Genomic DNA, 25,661 nt, shown 5'->3' on the forward strand with positions numbered 1-25,661 from the left:
ACATAACACTCTCCTAAGAATAATTTAGAAGGAGTCTTAATTTGATTAGTGAATGAGAAGTTTTTTATAATATTTCTTTGTAAAAACTGAGCTATAGACTTTATTTTTACTGAGGTCTGCACAAATATTGATATTATTGTTGACGTAATACCCGTTTTACCGCACCCTGCTGGCCCTGTCAAAATCACTAAATCAATGGTCGGATCAAGTAAAGCATCCATCGCCATGCCTTGATAAATATTTTTCGGGTGAATGCCCCAAGCCTGTTTTGCCATCAAACGCTCACGGCTCAAGTCAGCTATTGCGATATTTTCATTATCCCAACCAGTGACTTTAGCGGCAAAGTGCTCGCCTGCGTCAATCAAATATTCATTCATATAGCGGTTAGGTAAAACATCACGTTTAATGTAATGGGTAGTATTACGCCCTTCTGTTTCACTTTCACACTTCTCAACATGCTGCCAAAAGTCACCTGAAAACTGATGATAACCTTTAGTTAAAAATTTAATATCATCAATTAATTGATCAGTGCGATAGTCTTCAACATAAGCTAAACCAGCACCTTTGGCTTTTAAGCGCATGTTGATATCTTTGGTAACTAACACCACTTTGTTTTGAGGATTTTTTGATTGCAGATAAATAGCGCAACTAATAATACGGTTATCATTTTCATTGAAAGACAGTTTAACTTTACTTTCTTCTAAGGCGTAATCATTAAAAATAGACAAACAACCACTTGGGTGTAATTCATCATTTTGCGGCAATTTAACCCCAGCAAGTACTTGCTCTGGTGAAGCATTAACCAGCACATCTTCAAGCGCTCTAATTGCAATGCGCGCATCACGACTGACATCTTTATGGCGATCTTTAATGGAGTCTAATTCTTCTAATACCGTCATGGGAATAACGACATCATGTTCTTTGAAAGAGAGAAAAGCGAAAGGTTCGTGTAGTAATATGTTGGTGTCTAAAACATAAATAATTTTTTCTGCTGTCATATGAAAGTCCTTTACCAAGTGAAGGCTCCACAGCACGCTTATGATAAACTGCTGCTAGAAACCACAAAAAGTTGTAACTCATCTAACCAAAACAATTTAATTACCTATTCGTTCTTACTATTGCTTTTACAATCATAAAAACCGCTTACGCTACTAAGCTTATTTATTACTGTGACAGTTTACTTTCTGGTAAGCAAGTCGCTTTATTAAACAAATTTAAAAATTATGTTGCTACAATAAAACACTTTTTTGACACTTTAATGACGACCGCCTGCTAAACGATATACGATTTCTTTTTACCCACACCGTTTATTTCAGTTTTCGGCTCTACAGCACAGTATTGTATTGGCAATTTAGCCATAAGCACCTGATAATAAAGTCCATATAATTAAGTAAAACCAATTCTTCTTCAGTTAACAATCACTGATTAAAATGTGTTAATTGCTAAGTTCAAGACAGTAAAGACCAATTCTATAAATTTTAATCAAAAAAAGTGCCCTTTTCCGGAATTATTTAATGATCACTTCTATGATTAACGATACTATAGCGCCTTTTTTTTGCCGTGTATGATTACGCGAATTATTGAGTTGGAGTTTTTCTATGACATTTTACCCTGGGCAGCGTTGGATTAGTGATAGTGAGTCAGATCAAGGGCTAGGTACGGTTACCGCAGTCGAAGGTCGTTTTGTAACTATCGTATTTACCGCAACTGGGGATGCAAGACAATATGCCATAGACAATGCACCACTTACACGCGTTATTTTTAATACTGGTGATAGCATTCCAAGCCATGAAGGTTGGTCATTAACCGTTGAATCTTTCGAAGAAAATCATAATTTATTAACCTATCATGGCGTGCGACAAGACACCGGCGAAGCAGCATCAATAAAAGAAATGATGATAGATCATTTCATTAAATTTAATAAACCTCATGACCGCCTACTCAATGGCCAAATTGATCGCCTTGATTGGTTTCGTTTACGTAAAGATTGCTTACATCACCAATTTAGCCAACAACAATCTGAACTTATGGGGCTTAGCGGTGGTCGAGTAAGCTTAATTCCTCATCAGCTTTATATCGCTGAAGAAGTTGGTAGTCGTTTCGCTCCACGGGTTTTATTAGCCGATGAAGTAGGTTTAGGTAAAACTATTGAAGCCGGTTTAATTATCCATCAGCAACTTGTGACAGGCCGCGCAAAACGCGTATTGATCATAGTGCCTGAGTCATTAATGCATCAGTGGTTGGTCGAAATGTTACGTCGATTCAACTTAAAATTTAGTATTTTTGATGAAAGCCGTTGTGAAGAAACCGCCAGCAATGATGAAGATGCAAACCCTTTTAGCACTGAACAACTAGTGCTAGTAAACCTTGGTTTTATCACTAAAAATCCTCGCTGGTACGAAGCGATGATTGATGAAGAATGGGATTTGATGGTCGTTGATGAAGCCCATCACTTAAACTGGCAGCAAGATAATGCCAGTATTGAGTATCAATGTATCGAGCAATTAGCTCAAACGATTCCTGGCGTGCTGTTACTCACAGCAACGCCGGATCAATTAGGTCATGAAAGTCATTTCGCTCGTTTACGCTTACTCGATTCTGATCGCTTCTTCGATTATCAAAAGTTTACTGAAGAAGAGCAGCATTACACCGAAGTTGCTGATGCCGCAAATACCTTAGTCACTGAGCAACCTCTGGCTAAAGAACAAGTTGCAACATTAACAACATTGTTAAAAGAAGCAGATGTTAGCGCCCATATTGCGGCAATAAATCATGCTGAACAAGATAAGCAGAAAAATGCACGTCAGCACATTCTTGACCAATTATTAGATCGCCACGGCACAGGTCGTATATTATTCCGTAACAGCCGAAACACCATTAAAGGCTTCCCTGGTCGTGAATTACACCCAACAGCTTTGGCAATGCCTGATGCTTATCAAGACTCAATTAACGAATTATTATTATCTAACGCCGCGGAAGATCTAAGCGCGCAAGCGCAAGCAAAACTTATTTTTACACCTGAAATATTATTTGGCTTAGACAGCCATGAAAATTGGTATGATCTTGACCCTCGCGTTGACTATTTAATTGACTTATTACAGTCGTTGAAAAAAGAAAAAGTATTAGTCATTTGTGCTCATGCGCAGACCGCCATTGACCTAGAAACAGCTCTGCGTGTTAAAGAAGGTATGCGTGCTGCAGTATTCCACGAAGGTTTAAGCATTTTTGAACGTGATCGTGCTGCCGCCTATTTTGCTCAAGATGAAGATAGTGCCCAAGTATTACTTTGTTCTGAAATTGGTAGTGAAGGGCGTAACTTCCAGTTTGCGCACCACTTGGTATTGTTTGATTTACCTCGAAACCCTGACTTACTTGAGCAACGCATCGGCCGTTTAGACCGTATTGGCCAAACAGAAACTATTCGCATACATGTACCTTATTTTCAAGATTCAGCGCAAAGCTTATTGTTTAAATGGTACAAGCAAGCGTTAAACGCTTTTGAACATACCTGTATTACTGGCCATGCGGTTTACCAAGCTTTTGGTGAAACGTTATTTGATCTTGCATTAAGCGCCGCTTGGGACTCAAAAGAGGCACAACTATTAATTGAACAAAGTCATGAAAAACACTTAACCATCAAACAAGATTTAGAATCAGGCCGTGATAAATTGCTTGAGTTGCATTCTTCAGGACAAGGTAAAGCACACGCCTTAGTTGAAAAAATTGAAAAATTAGATCAACAAATTCACTTGCCACAGTTTATGTTTCAATTACTCGATGTATTTGGTATTCAACAAGATGATAAAGCAGACAATGCTATCGCTTTACAGCCTTCTGAGCACATGCTGTGTACTAATTTCCCTTGTTTACCGGAAGACGGTACCACTATTACCTTTAACCGTGATACCGCATTGGCTGTAGAAAATTACCAGCTGATCACTTGGGATCACCCGATGGTGCGTGGTGCTATGGACTTAGTACTGAGTGATGAAACAGGTAACTCAAGCATTGGTATTTTGAAAAACCCAGCCTTGCCGGCCGGTACTTTTTTCTTAGAGTGTATATTTACTTTAGAAGCAATTGCCCCAAGTAATTTACAACTAGGTCGTTATTTGCCAACCACACCTATTCGTATACTTGTTGACAAAAATGGTAATGACTTAGCTGATAAAGTAAGTGAAGCCGTCTTAGATCAACAATTATCACCGGTTAAAAAACAAGTAGCATTACAGCTTGTTAAAGCGCTGAAAAGCCAAGTTTCTCCGCTAGTTACCAAAGCAGAAGCCCATGCTGAGCAGCAAGTAGTGACTATTCAAGAAAAAGCCTTAGCTGGCATGCGAGTCGCTATGGATGAAGAGCATCAACGCTTAACGGCACTTAAAGCCATTAACCCGAGTGTACGCCAACAAGAAATTGATTTTATTTCAATGCAAAAGCATGCTTTAGCTGAATATATTGAAAAAGCTCAAATTCAGTTTGAAGCCGTGCGCTTAATTGTAGTGAGCAACTAACACTGATAATTAGGGCATATCTCATATGCACCATTCCGATGCACTAGTATTGAGCTAGGCATCGGATTTTTATCATTTTACTCTTTCTTACCACCATCTTCATAAGCGGCATAAGCGTTATAACAACTATCATTGCTAAGGAAAATCAACATGGCTGCTAACCCTGACTTTATTTATCAACCTCCTATGAGCCCTTATCTTGATATTGTTTATCAAGACCATGATATTGTGGTGTTAAATAAGCCTAGTGGCTTATTAACGGTACCGGGACGTTTACCTGAGCACCAAGACTGTTTGCAAAACAGAGTGTTAAAAGTACTGCCAACGGCAACAGTGGTACACCGATTAGATATGGCAACCTCGGGCATTATTTTAATGGCACTGAACAAACCCGCACATGTTGCCATTAGTCGCCAGTTTGAAAAAAGATTAACACAAAAAAGCTATGTTGCTCGTGTGTTTGGCAAAGTCGAGAAAAAAGAGGGCAGTGTTGAAGAGCCGCTAATTTGTGATTGGCCGAATAGGCCAAAACAGAAAGTTGATTATGAACATGGCAAAGCCTCACTAACGCACTATAGCGTATTAAGTTATGGTGAAAATGAAGATAACCAGATCACAACATTAGTCGAACTAACTCCCGTAACAGGGCGTTCACACCAACTACGTGTACATATGCTATCTCTCGGGCATCCGATACTAGGTGATAGGCTTTATGCTCATGAACAAGCCTTAACCAGCAGTAATCGGTTGCAATTACATGCACAAATGCTACAAATTAGTCATCCGGTTAGCGGGCAAACCTTAACATTTACCAAAGCCTGCCCTTTTGACTAAAACTATTAGCATTAATTCGGCTTGGCCGTTAAGTTGTTTAAAGAAATCACAGGTTTTGTCGATAATAAGTCTGTATGCTTTGTTAATTGCTCACCTGTTATAGGAACCTAGCTTTTTATGCGCTTAAAAACACCACCGGCATTTTTATTTATCCTATTAACGGCCCTATGCTTAATTATAAACACTCCAGCCTCATTAGCGTTTGTCGGTGCCCAAGAAGAAAAAGCAACCAATGGTGATAAGGCTACACAAGAACCAGGTAAAACGGCAAAAAGCAGTGAAAATAACGCCGCAACAAACAACTCTGAGCCAACAGAATCGGATAAAGATAACCATCAACACCAAGTGGTGATTAACCCGCCGGTCAACGCATTTACACAACAGCAACAAGACATAGAGCACTATCTAACTGAAGAACAAGTTACTCCTATACTTGTCGGTAGTGATAAATACCTTATTGCGATCAATAAGCACACAACACCGGTTAATAAAGGGGTAATGGTGTTAATTCCCGACTGGCAACAAAGTATTGCAACACCCAATGCACTGAATCAATTACGTACAGATATCCCCAAATATGGCTGGACCACGATTACTTTACACCCTCCTCATAAGCCTGAAAACTACCCGTCACAGGCCTTACTAGCAAAAGAGCGTGAGACTGAAAACAGTGAAAAAATAGCGCTATATAGTAAAAAAATGGCTGATATTATGCTTGCTGTTATCGAGCAGGCAAAAAACTACCCTGGAGTCATTATCATTGTTGCTGAAGGCAGTCATGCTGCACTCATGCTCGATGTTTATCAACAAAACTTACTTGCCATGCCTAGTGCACTGGTCATGCTCAGTAGTTATATGCCTACCATAGCTGAGAATAATAAAATAGCTCAACAACTGGCCTTAACTGACTATCCGATACTCGATTTATATTTAAAACGAGATAATCGCTTAGTAGTTGCCAATGCAAAGCTGAGAAAAGACGCAGCAAAAAGAGAAATGAAAGTCTCTTATCGACAAAAGCAATTAAACAATAGGGTAACGGGTTATTATCCGAAAAAAACCTTAGCAAAAGAAATTATTAGTTGGCTTAGCTCGATAGGTTGGTGAACAAACAGCTTTAAGCTGTCAGTTTAGAGCTATCAGTGGTAAGTGTTTGTTACTTTGGGAACAGGCTCATTTTTTTACACAACTGAATTAAACTAAGTAATAGAGTATGGCACGTTGTGTCACTTTTAAATGACACAAAAATTTAATAAAAATTCTTAACTCACTGTTTTATAATCTATATTCATCATTGCTATTGTATATAATGTGGCATACGATGGCTCACATATCTCAATGCTCACTTTCTACAATCAGCGTGATGTTTAAAAAGTCAAATGATTACAATTAACGTGCTAATATTATTAATAAAAACTATATTGTGTTGCTTTTTATATCGGGTTTTCATTTTGTATTAAATCGAAATTCCGCATTAATATATTGTCATAAATCTAAATAAAGTAATGGAGTACGCTATGAAATATACCTATCTAATACTACCAGTAATGGTCGCTCTTTTTGGTTGTAACGAATCGGAACCAGATAATAATATTGAAGTCTATATAAGTACAGGTGAGTTGCAGTGTCAGGATAATGGCTTACCAATATCATTAACTAAGGGTTACCTGCAAGAAGCAGGTATTGAAGTCAAAGCTGAAAGCTGTGGTAATTTAACACTGGTTGATTACCCTTCTGTTTGTGGAGGTGAAACAGGAAAACTACATGTATTTACTATTAATAATAGTGATTCACAAGTAGCGGAAAATATAGGTTTTACTATACCTGATAGCTCAGTTAATGGTGGCGAGTATGCAAAAGTCGAGTGCAGTGATTAACGATTTATAACCAAAATTAACAGGACATTCTAAGGTCGTTAAGCTTATATTTTTATGAATTACTTGAAATTTTGTATTAAAAATGAATAACATAATCAAGTTAATTTTTTATATTTTTTTCACTGCTTTGGCGTCTGGCTGTACTTCGATTGGTAGCTATATCGTATCAAACCCTGAAGTTTATTTATCAGAGGCAGAGTTTATCAAAGCCAAGCCTGAGGAAATTGGTTTTACAAAGCATGAGTTTTGTTCGCAGCATACAAACGAGTGTATTCCATATTTAATGGCTCCTCCTTATCTTATTGAAGACTTTCCCACGGGTAGTGCTGTTTATTACAATCTTCACGCAATAGGAAATGGAGTAGAGAATACAATATCTCATACAATGACACCTGATACTTTTAATCGCATCAAAGGAACAGCTCTATTACTGCATGGATATGGAGGTAATAAAGAAGTAATGATGGCTACTGCGATCTATTTTAGGGCTCTTGGCATGAATGTAGTCATGCCTGATTTATTTGGTCATGGTGAGTCAAAAGAGAAATTTGCCTTTGCCTCTCGAGAACACCCCATACTATCTCAACTCCTACGTAAATTGACATATAAAAAAGAAAGCGAAGAATTAACAGTTGTTGTAGGTCACTCAATGGGAGCTATAGCAGCTAGTAACCTACTGTCATCTGAATATGTGGATGCTGCTATTTTACTTGCCCCTATGATGAGGTTTGACCTAGCGGCGAAAGAATACCTACCAAATAAAGCTCCTACCCTTAATCGTTTTTTTTCTGACTATGTAGATGATATTGTCACTCAAACAATGGTTAATGCATCAATTACATTAGAAGAAACTGATTTATTAATTAATTTGAATGAAAGCAATAAACCAACGTTGCTAGTAAATTCAAATATTGATTCAATTTCACCGCCTAATTACTTCTTGTCGGTAAAAAATAAATATTTAACAAAGCTTATTTTTGAAGATCGCGCTCATTCAAGCTTAATGGTTTTCAATAAAGAAGATTCGAGAAAAATAGAAAAATGGTTATTCGGTCTTTAAATTATTACGCGGTGGTTAACAAATAAGAGTAGTGACAATGATGGTATCAAATCTTTGATTATGGCCTTTTGCGCTGACTTTTGTTGTTCAAGTTCAGCAATGGACCCTAAAGGGCTGCTAGCATTTGCAGGTGACTTAAGTAACTATGCAGTTTCCTTCATGGCTTATAACCTTCTAATAACATCATAACAACAGGAACTTCACTTTTACAGATGATAATTGTGCATGGCCGATAATTACAAACACATGCCATTGTCTTGCTAAATTTTCTCTTTTGGCTGTATAACTTATTGCATCCATGGGTGACTCCAAATCGCTCATGTGCGTTAATTTATGCACTTAGTAGGTTTGCACACAACAAGTCACTTAAAGAATAAAAAACCGTTGGTTTTTACCCCAGGTTCAGCTACATACTAAAAACCGCATATTATCCATTAGATAACATGCGGTTTTATTAAGCTCTAATACTTCAATACTGCATTAGTTAAATCAGGCAAGCTACTCAGTGGGCCTAAGTTCTAACTTTTAACTGTGTGTTTAAATATGCGTTGCTTCAGTATTTTTCTCTGCTGGCTTTCTAAAAATATTCGCTATATCTTCTTTGATCAAATACAGCGCAGGAATTAAAAATAACGTGATCACCGTGGCAAAAACAATGCCAAAGCCTAATGATATTGCCATTGGTATAATAAACTGCGCTTGTAAGCTTTGTTCAAAATACAACGGGAAAATACCAAAAAACGTTGTTAATGATGTTAATAGTATCGCTCTGAATCTTTGTGTGCCAGCCTCGCTGACAATATCAAACATGCGCTTGCCTGAGCCTTTGGCTTTATTGATAAAGTCGACCATGATCAAACTATCGTTAACCACAACCCCAGTTAAGGCAATAAAACCAAACATCGACATCATGTTAATGGTGCGTCCAAGTAACCAATGACCAATAATAGCGCCGATGATACCAAACGGAATAACTGACATAATCACTAAAGGTTGGCTGTATGATTTAGTTGGAATGGCTATTAAACCATAAATCAAAAACAAGGCACCGATAGCAGCAAAACCTAATTGCGATAAGAAGTCAGCTTGGTCTTTACTCGCCCCCTCAACGCCGTAATTAACACTTGGGTAATCAGCTAAAATTTCAGGGATGTACTGCTCATTCATTTCAGTAACAACTTTTCTTGATTCTACCTTTTCATTGTCAATATCAGCAGAAATAGTAATAGAGCGTTTTTGATTAATACGTGTAATGCTTGAGAACCCTTGGCCTATTGTTATATCTGCTACTTGATAAAACGGCACTTGTTCGCCACTTGGAGTTCTGATCCACATTTCTTCTAGGTCTGATACCGACAATCTGTCTTCTTCAGGATAGCGTACCATTACTTTTAACTCGTCGCGTCCGCGCTGAATACGCTGCGCTTCATCACCATAAAAAGCTTGTCTTACTTGTCGAGCTAAGCTTGATAACGTTAAACCAAGCACTTCTGCTTCAGGCTTAATACTGAGTTTAATTTCTTGGCTACCACGACTAAAAGAGTGACGCACATCATAAACACCGTCGTAACTATTTAACTGCCCTTGTATGGCTTCAGCTGCGGCTTCTAGTTCAGTGTCATTTTGCCCTGTTAATTGAAATTCAATTGCTGCGCCACCGCCGGCATTAGTGCCAGCAAAAAATCGCAGTTCTTTAGTACCCGGAATTTCACCTATTTCGTCACGCCATAATTTTTCTATTTCATAAGCGTTTAGTTCGCGCTGGTCCGGTTTTACTAACTCTAACAACACGCTAGCGCTGGTATTACCATTGGTGAAAATCATTTTATGCTTAATAAAGCTGACGCCTTCATAGGTATTGTCTTTAGAAACTTTTTTGATGGCTTGTTCAACTCGCGCTATCGCTTTATTACGCTGATGTGCTGCTGAGCCGTCAATCATCGTAATATTGCCCTGAATAAAGTCGCTGGGAATATTAGGAAACACTTCTAATTTAACAAACGAACCAACAATTAGGCTGATGGCTAAAATTAAGATGGCGACAAAGGCTGCCATGGTGTTGTAACGTGCAACTAAAGCGCGTTCAAGCATTGGCTTGTAAACTGTATGAATAAAGTTATCTAACTTCTCTTTAAAGCGCATTTGAAAGCGCTCGAGCACATTGGCGTTGTCAGCCGTAAGTGGCACATATTTCATGTGCGCTAAATGTGCGGGTAATATCCACTTTGATTCGATTAAAGAAAAAACTAGGCAAAAGCTAACCACGATTGAAATAGAGCGAAAGAAAGCAGCAAAGGTCGCATCAATAAACAATAACGGTGTAAAAGCCGCTATGGTGGTAAGCACCCCAAAGGTGGCTGGCATGGCCACTCGCATGGTACCACTGATAATATTATCTCGAGAGTGTCCGTATTTTTCGATTTCAGCATAAGCACTTTCACCAATGACAATGGCATCATCAACAACAATCCCCAGTACCATGATAAAGGCAAACAAGCTCAGCATATTTATTGATACTGACCATTCTCCTAACAACGGCATCATCAACAAGGCACCAAAAAAGCTAATTGGAATACCTAACATGACCCAAAAGGCGATTTTTATGCGCAAAAATAAGGCCAAAACAATAAAAACTAAAAACGCGCCCATCAACATATTATCAATCATCATGTCTAGGCGTTCAGAAAGGTAATAAGAGCTATCGCCCCAAACGGTTAACTTTGCGCCTTGTGGCAATTGCTGATTTTTTTCAGCTACGTAACCTCGTACTTGTGCGGCAATTTCTAAATCGTTTTGATCGCCGGTTGATTGCACCATAATACTTGAGGTGTTTTCATCATCGAAAGTAGCAAAGTCTTCTTGTTCAACAAAGCCATCTTTAATGTTAGCAATATCTGACAGCACCAAACGGGTGCCGTCAGCATCGGTGCGTAACACTAAGTCGCCATATTCATGGCCGGTATACGCTTGTCCTTCTGCACGTAGTAAAATATCGCCACCACGAGTTTTTATCGTGCCGCCTGGCATGTCAACTGAAGAGCTTCGAATAGCTTGGGTGATTTCATCAAAAGTTAGTTGGTATTGTTGCAGTTGTTCTTCCGATACTTCAATGCTAATTTCATAATCACGGTTACCAACTAGCTCTGCACTATTAACACTGGGCAGGGCCATGATTTCATCGCGAATATTTTGTGCCATGACTTGTCTAGCTCGTCGCTCCATTGGGCCACTAACTGACAGCCACATCACCTGACCTTTGAATTCTTGCTTAGTAACAATAGGTTTTTCAGCTTGCTCAGGGAACGTTGTAATGGCATCAACTTGCATTTGCACTTCATCAAGCTTTTCAGACATTGAATAGCCCGACTGCAACTCAATAGTAATAATACCTATGCCTTCTCTAGCGACAGCGGTAATACGCTTTATACCTTCTATATCTTCTAATGACTCTTCAACTTTGAGAATAACTGATTGTTCAACTTCTTCTGGTGCAGCGCCCAAATGCGGCACCATAACTTGAATGCTATTGGCGTTAAATTCAGGAAACATTTTTTTATTAATGCCCTGATAAGAGAAGTAGCCTGAAACTAAAATAAACACCATCAACAGGTTAGCTGCAACGCTGTTATGGGTAAACCAAGCAATTATACCGCTATGTTGCTGTTTTTTAGCACTATGATTAAACTCACTCATGAGTCATTACCTTGTGCATCAGTAACACTATTTGTATCACCTGTTTTTTGCAGCGTTTCTTGTTCACCAGCAACACGTACAGCCATACCTTCAACAGGCGTTTCCATCTGTGTTGTCACTAAGCGATGTCCTTCGCTAAAGCTGTCACGGCTATACACATAATTAGCGTCGTTGCGTAAAATATTAATTTCTTGAATATGGAGTTTATTATCTGCATCGACCAAATAAAGTTTACTTGCGCCATGTAAAGCATCTCGAGGAATAACCACTATATCGCTGAGTTCTTTGCCGGAAATATTCGCATTTACAAATGTGCCTATACGCAATTCTTTTCGCTCGTTTGATGATAAAACCCCATATGGGTCATCAACTTGCGCTATGACGTAATGTACTCTACTGCGACTATCAACCTCACCTTCATAACGCGTTAAGTGTGATGCCCAACTATGCTCGGTGCCCGACAGTTGATAAAAAATCTCAACTTTGGAAAGCTGACCTTCACTTTGGTTAATTTTAGGTAAATTCAAAAAGCCAACATCGCGTTGTTTGATTGGTAGCCTTACTTCGGCATAATCAACCGCAAATGTTTTTGCCAACGTAGAGCCCATGCTGACATATTGACCAATATCAACTTGCTTCTCTTTAACTATCGCGTCATACGGGGCGGTAATTTTAGTGCGAGCAAGTTTCAGCTCCGCGTCAGCAACATCTGCCATTGCGGCTTTAACATCTGCTTTCGCTTTTTGTAATTGCGGTAAACGTAAAGCGAGTATTGGTGCATCAGACACTGCCTTTCCGGTTAGTTGCCACTCATCTTCTGCTTGATCTTTTCTTGCTTGCTCTTCAACCAAAGCCGCTTTAGCTGCATCTAGCCTCGACTGTGCCTGCAATAAGCTTACTTGATAGCTGCTATCGTCAATAGTCAGTAATACTTCGCCTTTGTTAAAAAAACCACCAACATTAAACTTGTCGTTAACTGAGATTATTTGCCCTGAAACCTCCGACACTAAATTAGTTTGTGTTCGAGGCATAACACTACCTTGACTGCTAATAACAAACCTAACATTTTGCCTTTCAATCTCTCTGACCTCGACCAGTGGTGCTTTGATGATGGCCGGTTTTTTCGCTGGTTTAGGTGATAAAATAGCAAAAATAATCAAACTAATAATCGCCAGCAAGATAATAGCGATGGGGGTTAGTACAAAACGTAATGGGATCATACGTCTGTTTTGCTTTTTGTTATTCTCAACAGCAGAGTTCATCATTGATTCTCAATAAAAAGGTAATAAAAGGTATTACACTACTAAACGAATTTAATAATATAACCCTAGCTTGGGTTAATATAGGAATAATAATAACTTAGCGTGTTAAATTAACAAGTTTTAAACACCTATTCATCAACGTTAATGTTTACTAATGAACTTAGCCCAAGACAGTAATATTTCTCTAAGATCCTCACTACCACAGGCTGCTGAGTCTTGCTGATCAAAATCGATATTCTCTTCAATAAGTCCATCTGGCAAAATTTCTAATCCATCCATACTGGCATTAGTTTGGATAGTGACATCACCGCGGTTAAAGACTGCGCTGTATTCATTACCTGTAATGATGATTTCGGTTTGTTTTTCTTGCTCTATGTCTGAAATAGCTGACAACAACTGCTGCAATTTTTCGGTACTTGTTCCCACTTCTACCTCTAACCACGGGCCGATAACTTCGTGATCAAGTGAAAATTTGGCTGTTGCTACACCTGTGATCGGATCATCTATAAACTGATATTCCATACTTACCTCATAAATTTTTGCTAAAGCCCAATTTAAGGACCGTAATATAACTAACCTGAACTCTGGATAATGAGCGCTTGATATTCAAGGAATCAAAAGCTTAGGTGGCAAAGTAAATGCTATAGCAAGGTAAACATCACTAATAGACACCATCAATGCTTCATTTTATGCCATTTCCAAGGCAAAACGTTTATCAATAGCGAACTATTTATCGACATTTTAACGCAGATAATGGGTTAAAAAGGAGGATTGAGCAAGTGCTGCTTATTCAGAGTTCAGATTAACTAGTCTGGATTATAAGCTAATTCTTTCGATAAAAATCAATAAATAACTCACTACCCATTGCCGTTATGGCCATTGGCAACGAAGCATCAACAACTTATAATGATTATAGCTACCTGATTACAATACCCCTTCAATTGCATCTCAACGATATGCTTGAAATCAGATTGCGATTACATGCAAAGCAATAATCAAAAAAAAGACTATATTTATGACAGTGCTTTAAATTAATGATCGTCAATATTTTCAATGTAAAAAGGCCGTTCTTAAGCTGATTAACCGCAAAGCTAACATAAGACAAAGCCGAATGAAACGTTGAGTAACGATGTAGAATAAACCCAAATGCCTTACCTAATTGTTCCGTTCAGGGAGTCTACCATTCACCATAATGTTAATAATCAAGTAATACCGCCGATGCCTGCACGTGCAATACGCTTTGTGGTTAGTTTCTGTATTTGCTTATTTTTTATTTCTTTAGACACTAAAGCTAAGGTTACAGAAACAATCGTTGTTGCTATGTATGTTGAACCACCGTTTTCTGAAATAATTGATGGTGAATTTTCCGGTGAAAATATTAATGTTGCTAATGCATTAGCCGCTAAGCTAGGTTATAAAACTAAGTTTGTTTATTGTCCTGTCGCACGTTGTTTTTCTTTTGTAGAAAGTGGCCAAGCAGACATGATTATAGCGGTAAGAAAAACTGCGATAAGAGAGCAGTTTCTTCATTATCTTGAACCACCAATTAAAATACAAAAGTTACCACTAAAATTTTATACCCTTACCGACAATAATATTACTTTAAATCATTACGACGATTTGACTCCTTTAAAGGTGGGCGTGTTACGAGGTGTTTCATATTTTGATCCCTTTGATCACGACAAGCACATATCTAAAGTGGCGTTAAGTAATCATAAGCAGCTCATTGATATGTTACTAAAAGGTAGAATTGATACTTTTTTGGAGCGCGAAGAGTCTGTACTACCGTTGGTAGATGAAAAAATTTATGCTACTAATATTAGCATCGCTAAGTATTCATATAATGAAGATGTAGGCTCTTATATTGCGATTGCGAAGCAATCACCACTAGCAAATGAGATCGTTAAGTTGTCAGCAGCATTACAGCGCTTGTACGACAGTGGAGAATTATCAGCAATACTACATAAAAGCGAAAAATAGTCAGGTAATACATTGAACTATCTGGTGACTGATACGTCTATTCAGTAACATTTCGTTTACTTTGTTTTGATATTACTGTGCTAAAAGGGAATTATACGACACTCATATACTCGTTACTCATTCATGCACTTTTGTTTTTTATGATATTTATTGCTCAGCCAACAAAGCAACATTTAGCTCAACCCGAAACTAAAGTAATACCCATTAAAAGTTTTATCTATTATGCCCCCAAGTTAGCAAAGCCAGAAGTTATGATTGCAGATCAACAGCAAGTCAACACCACTCCCGTTGAATCCCCTCAAACAGAAAAAGCTCTAAAGAAAAAACAACAAACAAAAGAAAATCAAAAAACTGCATCTAACAATGATATTAAAAAAGTGACAAAGCTCCCTAAGCTATCCGCAGATAATAATAAATTCCCCCCTTTACCTGAAATAGCCACTAGCACTTTGCCAACAAATGACAAAAGCGTGGCTTCAACACAAACTCCTCCTGTACCAAAGCCCAAAAAGAGAAAACTAGATAGTTTTACACAACTACAAAATTTACGCAGCAAACTTAACCAAAGGGCGGCCAGTAATGTCGACAACCCTTATCAAGATTACCAAGCACCCTCGATATTTAATACAAATGTAAAATCAGTGCCTCATTCAGTCCCTTTGCGTGATGAAGAAAAAGAGCGAGAAAAACGCACCAAAAATATGGGCAGCGGTATAGCCATTACTAAAGGGGAAGATGGCGTGTGCTCTATCACACAAGACATGAGCGCTTATGGCTTAAGCGAGGGTTCATCAAGACAATTTTTTAGTTGTGGCGAGTCCAAGTTTGATAAGAATTTTCGCGAACATATGAAAAAAGTAAAGGCCAAGATAGGTAAAAACTAAATAAAGTATAACGAACTTTTGCTGAAACTGAACGGTAAAGGCTTTGCTTGAACGAAACTAAAAAAAACAGAATAAAGCTTAAGTTTCAGCAGCTTAAATAACAACCATAATTATAACTGCTAAAATTATTGAACATAAAAATAATTATTTCACACTCAAAACATTGATATAAACGCTATTTTAACGCCATATTATTACCACTGTCTTGAACTTGCTCTCCTGAAGCGTAAACTTAACAAATAAGCTATTTTTACAGCCCTTTTCAGGAAGAAAGTTATCATGCTTAATAGAATCTTAATTAGCTTCGTATTTTTACTTTGCGCCGGTTGCAGTCACGAGCAAGAAAATATCGCATTAGGCACCTTAGAACGTGATCGAATTGCACATACAGCAACAACCAGTGAAGTGATCACCGACTTACCTATAGCAGCAGGAAGTAAAGTTATTAAAGGCATGGTATTAGTTAGACTTGATGACGATTTACAAAAAGCGTCGGTTGCTAAAGCAAGAGCACAAGTACAACAAGCGCAAGCAACCTTAGACAAAGCACACAACGGTGCGCGGACAGAAGAGGTGGCGGCAGCAAAGGCTAATGTTGCCAGAGCTAAGGCCGCTTTAGCAAAAAGCAGCGCACATTACGCCCGAGAGAAAAGCTTAATAAAAGCTAACTTAACGAGCCAAGCCGCGCTCGATGATGCACTTGCAAACCGTGATGAACATTTAGCAGCGCTAAATAATACGCAAGAGCAATTATTACAACTTATTAATGGTACTCGTATTGAAGATTTAGCCATTGCTGAAGCCGTTTTAGCAAGTAGTCTTGCCATGTTAGCCAGTGAAGAAAAAAAACTCAGTAATTTAACTATTACCGCAAAGCGCGATGGTATTCTAGATAACTTACCATGGAATTTAGGAGAACGTGTTACTGCTGGAAGTCCCGTCGCCATAGTATTAGCAGGCAAAGCACCTTTTGCTCGTGTTTATATTCCTGAGCCTTACCGTGTTCATGTCAAAGTTGGCGATTCATTAACGGTACATGTTGATGGTATAACTAAACCTATACTCGGTAATGTTCGCTGGATAGCTACCGAACCTGCATTCACACCTTATTATGCGCTTAACCAAGCCGAGCGTGCTAACTTAATGTATTTAGCCGAAATTATATTACCTGATAGTGCTGCCGATTTGCCCAGCGGTATTCCCGCTCAAGTCGTTTTACCGGTAATAACTGACCTAAGTGAACGCTAATGGCAGAGTTAGCTATTGAGGCAAATAATTTAACGCGAAAATTTGCTGAGATGACAGCGGTATCATCATTAAATTTACAAGTAGAAAAACAACAAATTTATGGTTTTCTTGGTCCTAATGGCTCAGGAAAAACCACCGCTATTCGATTGTTTACTGGCTTACTTAAACCCAGTAGCGGCCACGTTAAGGTATTAGGTTACAATTTACCTGTAGATGCCGAGCGTTTACGTAGACAAATAGGTTACATGACCCAAAAGTTTTCACTTTATGATGATTTAACGCTAACTGAGAATATGCAGTTTATTGCTCGTGTTTATGGTTTAAACCCTAAGGAGCAAAAATCTCGCCTTGACGAACTTATTAGTATCTATCAACTAACAGCGCTTAAAAAACAATTAGCCGGGAGTTTAAGTGGCGGTCAAAAGCAACGTTTAGCACTCGCCTGTGCGGTAATGCATAAACCTAAATTATTATTTTTGGATGAACCTACCTCAGCGGTAGATCCTGAAAATCGTCGTGAATTTTGGGAGCAGTTATTTGATCTTTGTGATCAGGGCGTTACTATTTTAGTTTCCACTCATTATATGGATGAAGCTGAGCGCTGTCATAAATTGGCAATATTAGAAAATGGTATTAAACGTGCCGACGATTCACCCGCACAATTAATGGCTAACATGCCAGCGAATGTTATTGAGGTTTCAACGGATAACCTTAGACAATTAAAACAACAATTAGTCGCTTTACCCGAAGTCGTATCGGCTTCACAGCTTGGTGCTCATTTACGTGTTTTGGTCAATAAATCTATTGCTGATCCCATGACTTTTCTTAAACAAAGCCATATTATGCCAAGTCATACCGCAATGCACTTGGTGCGAGCGAGTCTTGAAGATGTTTTTGTTTTATCAACAGGCAATCACATTATGCCAAGGGCATCAATTAATAAGGTTGAGCAATGAACTCCTTATTAAGAATTCAAGCCATTGTTATCAAAGAGTTAATTCAACTTAAGCGCGATAGAATGACTTTCGGCATGGTGATCATGATCCCCCTAGTGCAATTGCTACTGTTTGCTTTTGCCATTAATACCAATATACGCCATATTCCTGTTGGTATTGTCGATCAAAGCCAAACCGCATTAAGTCGAGTATTACAACAAACGATTACAGCGACTAGTATCGTTGATTTCACTCGTCATTATACTTCGTTAGCGCAGGCGCAAGCCGCTATTGACCGCGGTGATGTTCGAGCGGTGTTGGTTATTCCAGACGATGTTAGCCAGCGTTTAGTACGTCACGCTACTGTTGGTTTTGGCACATCTTCGGCAAGTGATCAAGAAACTAGCCGCCCTATTGCACAATGGTTAGTGGATGGCTCTGATACTGCAATTGCCGCTAGCATAAAAAGTTTACGCAATATGCCCTTAGCTGAGTTATTAGACAAACCCGTCAATCGTAATGTACCAACCTTTGAAGTGACAATAATCTATAACCCAGAACAACGTAGTGTAGTTAATATAGTACCAGGGCTAGTTGGTATTATTCTCACCATGACCATGATCATGTTCACCTCAGCCGCTATTGTTCGCGAGCGAGAACGTGGCAACATGGAACTCTTAATTACCACCCCTTTAGCATCACTTGAATTAATGATAGGTAAAATTTTCCCCTATATTTTTATTGGGGCAATCCAAGTCATTATTATTTTAGGCTTAGGGTATTGCTTTTTTAACGCACCAATTAATGGCGGTTTGTGGCAATTAACTTTCGCAACCCTACTCTTTATCTGCGCAAGTTTGGTGTTAGGTTTAGTGATATCGACGTTAGCGAAAAACCAATTACAATCCATGCAAATGACGGTGTTTATCTTACTACCGTCCATATTATTATCCGGCTTTATGTTTCCTTACGAAGGTATGCCAGAAATAGCGCAGTACATCGCAGAAGGTTTACCGGCAACTCACTTTATTCGATTAGTGCGTGGCGTTGTTTTACGTGACGTGGCTGTCATCGATATGACCTTTGATATGCTATGGCTGATTGGCTTTACTATACTAGGGTTAATACTAGCAGCACTGCGGTTTAAAAAATCACTGGATTAGTGAACGCAAATTAGCAATTAAAAAACGTCGATTGATGATAATCAATCGACGTTTATCTTTTTGATGCTTTTACATTATATCGCCATCAGCATGACTAGTAGCATTATCGTACATAATAACCAGCAGCCGAGTGCATACTTCAACTAATCACTGAGCCGCTGTTGTTTCTATAGCGCTAAGTAAAAGCAAACTAGGCTTCAACTTGTAAAATTACCGTATCAGCTTTACTGGTATAGCTGTCCATTTGATGAAAATTCAAATAACGATAAGTATCAGCTGCAGTAGCATTAATTTGCGATGCGTATTGCATGTACTCATCAACTGACGGTAATTTACCTAAAATAGCGCCAACCCCTGCCAACTCGGCTGACGTTAGATAAACATTTGCACCATTACCTAAACGGTTAGGAAAGTTGCGTGTTGAAGTGGAAAGTACCGTGGATTTTTCTGCAACACGCGCTTGGTTACCCATACAAAGCGAACAGCCAGGGGTTTCCATACGTGCGCCAGCTTTACCATAGATATTATAATAACCTTCAGCGGTAAGTTGATCTCTATCCATTTTCGTTGGTGGTGCAACCCATAAACGAGTCGGTAAGGTTTTACCAAACTTTTCAATCAGCTTGCCGGCAGCGCGGAAGTGACCAATATTGGTCATACAAGAACCGATAAACACTTCATCAATGTCGACACCGGCAACATCAGACAACAGTTTTGCATCATCAGGATCATTAGGACAACAAACAATGGGCTCTTTAATATCAGCTAAATCAATTTCAATAATGTGGGCGTATTCAGCATCAGCATCGGCGGCCATCAATGTAGGCTTAGCTAACCATGCTTGCATACCATTAATACGACGGGTAATAGTGCGAACATCGCCATAACCTTCACTGATCATCCATTTAAGCATAACAATATTTGATTGCAAGTACTCTGCCACAGAGTCTTCTTCAAGCTTAATTGAACAGCCAGCCGCTGAGCGCTCGGCTGAAGCATCAGATAATTCAAAAGCTTGCTCCACAGTTAAGCCTTTAAGCCCTTCTATTTCTAATATGCGACCAGAGAACTCGTTAATTTTCCCTGCTTTTTCAACCGTCAACAAACCATTTTTAATACCGTAATAAGGAATAGCATGCACTAAATCACGTAAGGTGATACCTGGTTGCATTTCCCCTTTAAAACGTACTAAAACTGATTCAGGCATATCAAGTGGCATTACGCCTGTTGCGGCAGCAAAAGCCACTAAGCCAGAACCAGCCGGAAATGAAATACCTAAAGGGAAACGGGTATGTGAGTCGCCGCCAGTGCCCACAGTATCAGGTAATAGCATACGGTTTAGCCACGAATGAATAACACCATCACCAGGGCGTAATGAAACACCGCCACGATTCATCATAAAGTCAGGCAAGGTGTGATGTGTAACAACATCAACAGGTTTAGGGTAAGCTGAAGTATGACAAAACGACTGCATGGTTAAATCAGCTGAAAAACCTAGGCAGGCTAAATCTTTTAATTCATCACGTGTCATGGGGCCAGTAGTATCTTGAGAGCCTACTGTGGTCATTTTAGGCTCGCAGTATTGACCGGCCCGAATGCCTTCCACACCACAAGCCTTACCCACCATTTTCTGCGCTAAGGTAAATCCTTTAGTGGAAGACGTTATCGCAGCTTGCTGTGCAAAAATATCCGGTATAGACACACCTAACGCATCACAAGCTCGAGTGGTTAGGCCTCGGCCAATAATTAACGGAATACGTCCACCAGCTCGCACTTCGTCTAATAAAACCGGACTAAGTGTAAATTCGGCAATAACCTCACCAGTCGAGTTTTTAACTACCCCTTCATAAGGGTAGATATCAATCACATCGCCCATATGCATTTTCTGTACATCTAATTCAATCGGTAATGCGCCTGAATCTTCCATAGTATTGTAAAAAATGGGGGCAATTTTACCACCTAAACATACACCGCCAGCACGTTTATTGGGGATATAGGGAATATCATCCCCCATAAACCACAGCACTGAGTTTGTAGCTGATTTACGTGATGAGCCAGTGCCGACCACATCACCAACATAGGCCAGTGGAATGCCATCTTCTTGCAATGCTTCAATTTGTTTGATTGGTCCGACAGCCCCTTCTTCATCAGGGGTAATACCTTCGCGTTCAATTTTTAGCATCGCTTTTGCGTGTAATGGAATATCAGGGCGAGACCAAGCATCAGGGGCTGGTGATAAGTCATCAGTATTCGTTTCACCACTGACTTTAAACACTTTAACGGTAATTTTTTCTGCTACTTTCTCTTTTGATGTAAACCATTCTCCGTCCGCCCAAGATTGCAATACTTGCTTAGCTGCAGTATTACCTGCTTGCGCTTTTTCTTGTACATCATGAAAGGCATCGAACATTAACAAAGTGTGTGATAACCCTTCAGCGGCAGTGGCCGATAATGTTTCGTGCTCTAAAAGCTCTATCATTGGCTGAATATTGTAACCACCCAGCATAGTACCTAGCAATTTCGTTGCTTGCTCTGCTGATAAAATAGGGGACGTTGCTTCACCTTTAGTAACTGCCGCTAGAAATCCCGCTTTTACATAAGCAGCATCATCAACACCTGCAGGCACTCGATGGGTTAATAAATCTATTAAAAATGTTTCTTCACCTGCTGGTGGAGCTTTAATTAACTCTACCAAAGCCGCAGTTTGTTCGGCATCTAAGGGCTTTGGCACAATACCTTCAGCTGCGCGTTCGTCTATATGTTTACGATAATCTTGAAGCACGGTGTTCACCTCTAAAATAAGCGATAGTTAACCTTAACTCTTTTCTTTCAACTTGCTAGCCAAGTTGATGCAAACTAAGTTTGTTAAGTATCTGAGATTAAGTAAAATTTCATTAATACTATACGCCAACATGTACATTAATTGAACTGCGGCAGTAATCACCAGCCGTATCGATACCATTAATGCTGCTTATAATTAATTTAAATCAGTAACTTAAAGAGAACACTGACACGAGTTCTACGACTAAATGATTAGAGCGATTTGGCACATTTATGTTTAAGCTACATATTTGGTATACACTGCTTAAACATATCATCGACTATGGTTAAGCTTTGACGATAAATTATGACGATAGACCATGGTCATATGATCAACATAACTATAGCTTCTGTTGGCTATATCCACCGTGAATAGTGTTTATTTTACCAAATGATTCATAGTCACTAAAAAATCAGGTAAAATAGCGCCAAAATATGTCCCAGCTAATGATCATGTTATTAGCATCTTACAGCGAGAGAGAGAGTATCAAATGAGCCTGTATTTAGAATATATAGCAGAAATTGAAAATCGTAAAAATGAGCTGGGTTTAGCACCTAAGCCAATTGATAGTGCAGAATTATTAGCGGAAATTATCGAACAAATTAAAGATAAAGAACACGCGCACCGCGAAGATTCTTTGAACTTCTTTATCTATAACACACTACCAGGTACGACGAGCGCTGCAGGCGAAAAAGCAGCATTTTTGAAAAAAATTATTTTAGGTGAAGAAGTTGTAGCAGAAATTTCTGTTGAATTTGCTTTTGAGCTACTTTCTCACATGAAAGGTGGTCCATCTATCGCAGTACTACTTGACCTAGCGTTGGGTGATGACACTGCATTATCAACACCTGCTGCTAGTGTATTAAAAACTCAAGTATTTTTATATGACGCTGATACTGCACGTATTGAAGCTGCATACAAAGCAGGTAATGCCGTAGCTAAAGACTTGTTAGAAAGCTACGCTAACGCGGAATTTTTCACCAAACTACCTGATGTTGAAGAAAAGATTGAAGTAGTTACTTACATTGCCGGTGAAGGCGATATCTCAACTGACTTACTTTCTCCTGGTCATCAAGCGCACTCTCGTGCTGACCGTGAATTGCACGGTAAGTGCATGATCACAGAAGAAGCACAGAAAGAGATACAAGCGCTTCAAGCTAAGCACCCTAACGCAAAAGTTATGTTAATTGCTGAAAAAGGTACAATGGGCGTTGGTTCTTCTCGTATGTCTGGTGTTAACAACGTTGCACTTTGGGCCGGTAAACAAGCAAGTCCATACGTGCCATTTATTAATATTGCTCCAGTAGTTGCAGGTACAAATGGTATTTCTCCAATCTTCTTAACCACTGTTGATGTAACTGGCGGTATTGGTCTTGATCTTAAAAACTGGGTTAAGAAAGTTGATGCAAGTGGCAACACAGTTGTTGATGAAAATGGCGATGCAGTTTTAGAAGAAGCATACTCAGTAGCTACCGGCACTGTCTTAACGATTGACACTAAAGCTAAAAAACTATTGAACGGTGATAAAGAGCTAGTAGACATTTCTTCAGCTTTCACGCCACAAAAAGTAGAATTCATGAAAGCAGGTGGCTCTTACGCAGTTACCTTTGGTAAGAAACTACAAACGCTCGCAGCAGAAACACTAGGTGTTGAAATACCTCAGGTTTATGCACCTTCGAAAGAAATTTCACACGCAGGTCAAGGTCTAACAGCGGTAGAGAAAATATTTAACAGAAATGCTGTTGGTGTACTTTCTGAAACTGACCTTCACGCCGGCTCAGATGTGCGCGTTAAAGTAAACATTGTTGGTTCGCAAGATACTACAGGCCCAATGACTTGCCAAGAGCTAGAAGCTATGGCTGCTTCTACTATCTCGCCAATAGTTGACGGCGCATATCAATCAGGTTGTCATACGGCCTCTGTTTGGGATAGTAAAGCGAAAGCTAACATTCCTAAGCTAATGAGCTTTATGAACAAGTTTGGTTTGATCACAGCTCGTGATCCTAAAGGTGTATACCCTGCAATGACCGATGTTATTCATAAAGTATTGAATGACCTTACTGTTGATGACCGCGCTATCATCATTGGCGGCGACTCGCATACACGTATGTCTAAGGGTGTCGCATTTGGTGCTGACTCTGGTACTGTAGCGATTGCACTAGCAACAGGTGAAGCAGCTATGCCGATTCCAGAATCTGTTAAAGTAACCTTTAAAGGCAACATGCAAGGTCACATGGACTTCCGTGATGTTGTACATGCAACACAAGCACAAATGCTTAAGCAGTTTGGTGGTGAAAACGTATTCCAAGGCCGTATTATCGAAGTACACATTGGTACGTTATTAGCAGACCAAGCATTTACCTTCACTGATTGGTCTGCAGAAATGAAAGCGAAAGCTTCAATCTGTATTTCAAATGATGAAACATTAATTCAATCAATTGAGCTTGCTAAGAGCCGTATCCAGATCATGATTGATAAAGGTATGGAAAACCAAGCAGGTACGCTTAAAGGCTTAATTGCATTAGCTGACAAACGTATTGAAGAAGTTAAATCAGGCACTAGTCCAGCGTTAGCACCTGACGACGCGGCTAAATACTATGCAGAAGTTGTAATCGATTTAGATGTTATTGATCAACCAATGATTGCTGACCCAGATGTAAACAACGATGATGCCTCTAAACGTTATACGCATGATGTTATCCGCCCTGTTTCATACTACGATGGCAAACCAGTAGATCTAGCCTTTGTAGGCTCTTGTATGGTTCATAAAGGTGACATGCAAATTATCGCACAAATGCTACGTAATATTGAAAAACAAAACGGTCAAGTTGAGTTTAAAGCGCCATTAGTTGTTGCGCCACCAACTTACAACATCGTTGATGAACTAAAAGCTGAAGGCGACTGGGACATTTTACGTAAGTACTCTGGTTTTGAATTTGATGATGCAAACCCGAAAGGCGCCGCACGTACTAAGTACGATAACATCATGTATCTTGAACGCCCAGGCTGTAACTTATGTATGGGTAACCAAGAAAAAGCTGAACCAGGTGATACCGTTATTGCTACATCAACGCGCTTGTTCCAAGGCCGTGTTGTTGCTGATAGTGCAGAGAAAAAAGGCGAGTCATTACTAGGCTCTACGCCTTTAGTTGTGCTTTCATCTGTATTAGGTCGTTTCCCAACAATCGAAGAATACAAAGCAGCTGTGGAAGGCATTGATTTAACTCGCTTCGCGCCGCCAACAGAAGAAATGAGCACTAAATATGTACCAATTAAAATGGTATAAGCTTCATCTACCTGTTTAGCTAATATGATGCGTAAACGTTAGCTAAACTTGGTATTTCACTCAATGCTTAGTTCAAGAGTTGAGAGAGAATACCAAGGTTAAGCATA

At 39.2% G+C, this 25,661-nt stretch carries 15 protein-coding genes and 1 pseudogene; 11 read left to right on the forward strand and 5 right to left on the reverse strand.

Annotated elements, in window-relative coordinates; translation table 11 throughout:
* Positions 1 to 152: 152 nt before the first annotated feature.
* Positions 153 to 998: pseudogene (locus B0169_RS00665) on the reverse strand (PIN domain-containing protein); the annotation flags it as partial.
* Between the two features lie 600 nt (positions 999 to 1,598).
* On the opposite strand from B0169_RS00665, the gene rapA reads away from it, so the two are divergent.
* The 5 genes from rapA (at position 1,599) to B0169_RS00690 (ending at position 8,282) form a co-directional block, all read left to right on the forward strand.
* Positions 1,599 to 4,511: an RNA polymerase-associated protein RapA gene (gene rapA / locus B0169_RS00670; RefSeq protein WP_077283704.1), complete on the forward strand. Its 2,913-nt coding sequence runs from the start codon at positions 1,599 to 1,601 to the stop codon at positions 4,509 to 4,511.
* 150 nt (positions 4,512 to 4,661) lie between these two features.
* Positions 4,662 to 5,345 carry an RluA family pseudouridine synthase gene (locus B0169_RS00675; protein ID WP_077283706.1) on the forward strand — a complete coding sequence of 228 codons (684 nt, stop codon included), beginning with the start codon at positions 4,662 to 4,664 and terminating at the stop codon, positions 5,343 to 5,345.
* 117 nt (positions 5,346 to 5,462) lie between these two features.
* Positions 5,463 to 6,452: a DUF3530 family protein gene (locus tag B0169_RS00680; RefSeq protein WP_077283708.1), complete on the forward strand. Its 990-nt coding sequence runs from the start codon at positions 5,463 to 5,465 to the stop codon at positions 6,450 to 6,452.
* 410 nt (positions 6,453 to 6,862) lie between these two features.
* Positions 6,863 to 7,222 carry a hypothetical protein gene (locus tag B0169_RS00685; RefSeq protein WP_077283710.1) on the forward strand — a complete coding sequence of 120 codons (360 nt, stop codon included), beginning with the start codon at positions 6,863 to 6,865 and terminating at the stop codon, positions 7,220 to 7,222.
* An 82-nt stretch (positions 7,223 to 7,304) separates the two neighbouring features.
* The gene (locus B0169_RS00690) at positions 7,305 to 8,282 is read left to right on the forward strand and encodes an alpha/beta hydrolase (RefSeq protein WP_077283712.1); all 978 of its coding nucleotides are present in this window, start codon (positions 7,305 to 7,307) and stop codon (positions 8,280 to 8,282) included.
* A gap of 537 nt (positions 8,283 to 8,819) precedes the next feature.
* On the opposite strand, the gene B0169_RS00695 is transcribed toward B0169_RS00690, so the two are convergent.
* The 3 genes from B0169_RS00695 to B0169_RS00705 all read right to left on the reverse strand — a co-directional run bounded on the left by B0169_RS00695 (position 8,820) and on the right by B0169_RS00705 (position 13,759).
* Entirely contained in the window at positions 8,820 to 11,975 is a 3,156-nt protein-coding gene (locus B0169_RS00695; RefSeq protein WP_077283714.1) for an efflux RND transporter permease subunit, read from the reverse strand.
* Positions 11,972 to 13,240 (reverse strand): efflux RND transporter periplasmic adaptor subunit, encoded by a 1,269-nt coding sequence (locus B0169_RS00700; RefSeq protein WP_077283716.1) that lies wholly within the window; start codon positions 13,238 to 13,240, stop codon positions 11,972 to 11,974. The genes B0169_RS00695 and B0169_RS00700 overlap by 4 nt, the downstream gene beginning before the upstream one ends.
* A gap of 138 nt (positions 13,241 to 13,378) precedes the next feature.
* Positions 13,379 to 13,759, reverse strand: a complete 381-nt coding sequence (locus B0169_RS00705) for a YacL family protein (protein ID WP_077283718.1) — start codon at positions 13,757 to 13,759, stop codon at positions 13,379 to 13,381.
* Between the two features lie 624 nt (positions 13,760 to 14,383).
* On the opposite strand from B0169_RS00705, the gene B0169_RS00710 reads away from it, so the two are divergent.
* From B0169_RS00710 to B0169_RS00730, 5 genes are all read left to right on the forward strand, one after another.
* Complete coding sequence (locus B0169_RS00710) at positions 14,384 to 15,217, forward strand: substrate-binding periplasmic protein (RefSeq protein WP_077283720.1); 834 nt, start codon at positions 14,384 to 14,386, stop codon at positions 15,215 to 15,217.
* Between the two features lie 251 nt (positions 15,218 to 15,468).
* A complete protein-coding gene (locus B0169_RS00715; protein ID WP_143323426.1) occupies positions 15,469 to 16,101 on the forward strand; it encodes a hypothetical protein in 633 nt (210 codons plus the stop codon).
* 279 nt (positions 16,102 to 16,380) lie between these two features.
* Positions 16,381 to 17,349: an HlyD family secretion protein gene (locus B0169_RS00720; protein WP_077283724.1), complete on the forward strand. Its 969-nt coding sequence runs from the start codon at positions 16,381 to 16,383 to the stop codon at positions 17,347 to 17,349.
* Positions 17,349 to 18,305, forward strand: a complete 957-nt coding sequence (locus B0169_RS00725) for an ABC transporter ATP-binding protein (RefSeq protein ID WP_077283726.1) — start codon at positions 17,349 to 17,351, stop codon at positions 18,303 to 18,305. Before B0169_RS00720 ends, B0169_RS00725 begins: the two co-directional genes overlap by 1 nt.
* Complete coding sequence (locus B0169_RS00730; protein WP_077283728.1) at positions 18,302 to 19,447, forward strand: ABC transporter permease; 1,146 nt, start codon at positions 18,302 to 18,304, stop codon at positions 19,445 to 19,447. The genes B0169_RS00725 and B0169_RS00730 overlap by 4 nt, the downstream gene beginning before the upstream one ends.
* Positions 19,448 to 19,637: 190 nt before the next feature.
* Here the strand turns inward: B0169_RS00730 and acnB are convergent, their stop codons facing one another.
* Entirely contained in the window at positions 19,638 to 22,229 is a 2,592-nt protein-coding gene (acnB, locus tag B0169_RS00735) for a bifunctional aconitate hydratase 2/2-methylisocitrate dehydratase (protein WP_077283730.1), read from the reverse strand.
* A 529-nt stretch (positions 22,230 to 22,758) separates the two neighbouring features.
* Between acnB and B0169_RS00740 the strand changes: the two genes are divergently transcribed.
* Entirely contained in the window at positions 22,759 to 25,554 is a 2,796-nt protein-coding gene (locus B0169_RS00740; RefSeq protein WP_077283732.1) for a bifunctional aconitate hydratase 2/2-methylisocitrate dehydratase, read from the forward strand.
* Positions 25,555 to 25,661 lie beyond the last annotated feature (107 nt).

The sequence above is a fragment of the Cognaticolwellia aestuarii genome (assembly GCF_002000025.1).
In the GTDB taxonomy this organism is placed as follows: Bacteria; Pseudomonadota; Gammaproteobacteria; order Enterobacterales; family Alteromonadaceae; genus Cognaticolwellia; species Cognaticolwellia aestuarii.